We start from the raw sequence: 2,313 nt of genomic DNA, 5'->3' as shown, positions 1-2,313 counted from the left end.
AAAATTCTTCTGACAAAGGTGGAATATCTGAGGTGTCGATGTCTTCATCACTCATTGCATCGACTCTAACCCAATCGGTTCTTGAGGTATTGTTCATAGCTTTTTCGTTCGTGAGACAGTGCCTTTCTTAATGAGATGATCGGAACCATTTCTTCACCTGGCTCGGTGTAAATAACTACTACAAATCGACCATCCAGTAGTCCAATACCGAGATACCGATCCTCTCCATAGTCTTCTCATTCATCTAGGTAGACAAGCATGGGTAGATTAAATATGCGAAAAGCATCAGCAAAGTCGAAACCATACTTTCTAATGTTGCTTTGGTTTTTACGCTCATCCCACTCAAACTTCATGGACTCAATATACCAGTGACACCAGGAAAATCAACTGTGACTACATCACCGGGATTGAATCTCACTAAACTGTCTCTTCACTTTCAGAGAAAATTGAAGCTGCGTACTCTGACGAGAAGGATGCTAAATCATGCTGATCTTGCTCAGTCCAAGTATCACTTTGGTCGATGATAGACAACTTTTGTTCGACTAGCTCATTTAGAATCAGGGTTGCCAAACGTAGCCGCTTAGTTGGTGACAAGTTACAAACAACTTGTCTGTATATCTCTTGGGCTTTATTGGACATAATTAATCCTCCTGTCATCTATCCTAACAGTTGCCATGCCAGCGGCAAGCCGAGTGTGACGCCGAATAACCCGTCGTAGACATTGCTTGTCCATTGCATTGAGGTGTTAGCCTCCCACAGGGATCGCACTCAAAATGAAAACGATTAACAACTGCATTCATCACAGTTTCAAATTTATACCTTCTGAATGTTCATTAGTTAGTATCTCCGGGAAATATAAGTATAAGGTGATGCCTTGTTTTTATGCTTAACCCGTAGACGAGTACTAACCAAATACTAATTACAATCAGGAGTATTTCATGATTCCACTGATTTTGGGTGCTGCTGCTTTGGCTACTGGAGCCTTCGGAGCAGTAAAAGGTGCTGAAGGCATTGGCAATATGAATCAGGCAAAAGAAATTGGTGAACAAGCTCAACAAAAATACGAAAGTAGCTTGCAAAACTTAAAAGCAGCCTGGGAAATTACCAACCAGTCAGCAGAAACCTATGGTCAAATGCAGCTTCGTATCAAGCAGAGTACAATTTCAAACTTTATAGCTTTTATTGAAAGAATTGGTCAGCGAGCTTCCCAAAACAATCTGGACATTTTAACTGGATTAAACATCTCCACTCAACAAATTCAGGAGTACAAAACAGAAATTATCAAAGGGTGAAAGGTGGTGTCTCAGCAGCCGTTGCAGCCTCAGCAGCAGGTTCTGGTGCAATTACCTTAGCAAAGAGTGTAGGTAGTGTTACTGTTTCCAGGTTCTTTGGATTGTGGACTGCTCAAGTCGGTATCTCACAACTTGGTGGTGCTGCGGCTTGGAATGCGACCATAGCTTGCTCAGGTGGTAGCAGTATGGCGGTTGGTGGTGCTGTCTTGGGAGGTATTACACTCGGCCCTGCGTTGATGGTTGGGGGTTTTCAACTTGCTGGTAAGGGTGAGGAAGCTTTGACTAAAGCGCGGGAGTATGAAGCTAGGGTAAACATAGAAATTGCCAATATTGAAGCAGCTCAAGATTTTCTATTACAGGTTAAACGGCGAACAGTGGAACTGGCTAATTTAGTGTGTAATTTAAACAACCGTGCTAAATCTGCACTTCAAGAGCTTGAAGCCCAACCTTTTAATCGCGATCTTCATGCTAGGAAGTTTCAAGAAGTAGCACTTCTGGTAAAAGCGCTTGCAGAAATCATGAAAACTCCTGTTTTAGACAATGAAGGGTATCTGAATCCTACCAGCACGACTATCCAAGCAAAGTATCGTACTCTGGGAGGAAATTAAGCATGTCAGTACACAAAATAGCTTCTTTTGCACTCGCCAACCTAAATCCTGCTGAATGCTTACAGCAAATGGTTTTAGCTTGCACCGATTACCTCAATGTTGCCGAACAGGAAAAAACAAACAGACGAGAGATTGAAGCTTGGGAAAACGAAACAATCACCAAGATTAACGCCCAGCGAGAGTTGCTGATGGCGTATCTAGATCGCTCTTTTGATGAACGTGCAGAAAACTTTCGCGCTTTGTTTGCTGTCGTTGATAATGCGATCGCATCTGGCAATAATGAGCAACTAGCCCTTACCTTAAATTCAATCACAGAAATTGCTAAATCAAGCCCTTTCAAAGACCTTGCAAATTTGGCTTCTGTTCGCGCTGCCCTAGATGATCCAGATCACGAATGGACATTTTGATTTTAT

The 2,313-nt window shown here is 42.3% G+C and carries 5 protein-coding genes; 3 read left to right on the top strand and 2 right to left on the bottom strand.

The features are described 5' to 3' along the window. Positions 1-65 precede the first annotated feature (65 nt). Complete coding sequence (locus tag VE944_RS10545; RefSeq protein WP_324976294.1) at positions 66-197, bottom strand: BrnT family toxin; 132 nt, start codon at positions 195-197, stop codon at positions 66-68. 220 nt (positions 198-417) lie between these two features. Next, positions 418-639, bottom strand: a complete 222-nt coding sequence (locus tag VE944_RS10540) for a hypothetical protein (protein WP_324976292.1) — start codon at positions 637-639, stop codon at positions 418-420. A 299-nt stretch (positions 640-938) separates the two neighbouring features. Here VE944_RS10540 and VE944_RS10535 point away from each other — a divergent pair, with 299 nt between their 5' ends. From VE944_RS10535 to VE944_RS10525, 3 genes are read left to right on the top strand one after another with little or no spacing between them, the layout of a single operon-like run. Beyond that, positions 939-1,292 (top strand): hypothetical protein, encoded by a 354-nt coding sequence (locus VE944_RS10535; RefSeq protein ID WP_324976289.1) that lies wholly within the window; start codon positions 939-941, stop codon positions 1,290-1,292. Next, the gene (locus VE944_RS10530) at positions 1,289-1,900 is read left to right on the top strand and encodes a hypothetical protein (protein ID WP_324976286.1); all 612 of its coding nucleotides are present in this window, start codon (positions 1,289-1,291) and stop codon (positions 1,898-1,900) included. The genes VE944_RS10535 and VE944_RS10530 overlap by 4 nt, the downstream gene beginning before the upstream one ends. Before the next feature lie 2 nt (positions 1,901-1,902). After that, complete coding sequence (locus tag VE944_RS10525) at positions 1,903-2,307, top strand: hypothetical protein (protein WP_324976283.1); 405 nt, start codon at positions 1,903-1,905, stop codon at positions 2,305-2,307. Positions 2,308-2,313: the final 6 nt, after the last annotated feature.

It is taken from the genome of Nostoc sp. (assembly GCF_035638895.1).
Lineage (GTDB): Bacteria > Cyanobacteriota > Cyanobacteriia > Cyanobacteriales > Nostocaceae > Nostoc.
Note: the sequence above shows the minus strand (reverse complement) of the source record. Positions and strands in the feature narration are given on the sequence as shown.